The organism is Lactobacillus sp. C449L, assembly GCF_059900815.1.
Window position 1 is genome coordinate 1 of record NZ_JBWXGA010000345.1, and the last position, 424, is coordinate 424.

The 424-nt window shown below is 66.3% G+C and carries 1 protein-coding gene; it reads left to right on the plus strand.

The features are described 5' to 3' along the window. Positions 1–53 precede the first annotated feature (53 nt). Positions 54–424: hypothetical protein (locus tag AC2JF9_RS09705; RefSeq protein ID WP_500727362.1), on the plus strand; the 371-nt coding region annotated here is incomplete at its 3' end.

The following is a 424-nucleotide window of genomic DNA, read 5'->3' on the forward strand; positions in this document are numbered from 1 at the left end:
GGCCCATCCTGGGCCTCGTGCATGTGGCCCATAAGTTCCGGAGCCCTCTTGGCTTGTCCCTTACCGGGATGATGCTGCTGGTGGTCCTGACCGGTTACGTCGGCCGGCACCTCCTGTTGCGAATTTCGACAGCCGTGAAAGGCGAGCGATCACGGCTTGCAGCGCTGACGGCGGAGTTCGAGGAAGCAGCTGCCGCTCTGCCCATCGACTTGGCCGGTTCCCGCCCGTGGTGGCAACACATGTTCGAGCGCGAGGCCGCAGAAGGCCTGACGGCTCGCCGCGTCGAGGAGCTCGCGCGGGGCATAGCAGATGTCGAGCACGCGATCCGGGCGGAGGAGGTGACCCGCGACCTTTTCGAGCGCTGGCTGCCGATCCACACGGTGACGGCCATCCTGCTCTACGGCCTCCTCGCCCTGCATGTGTG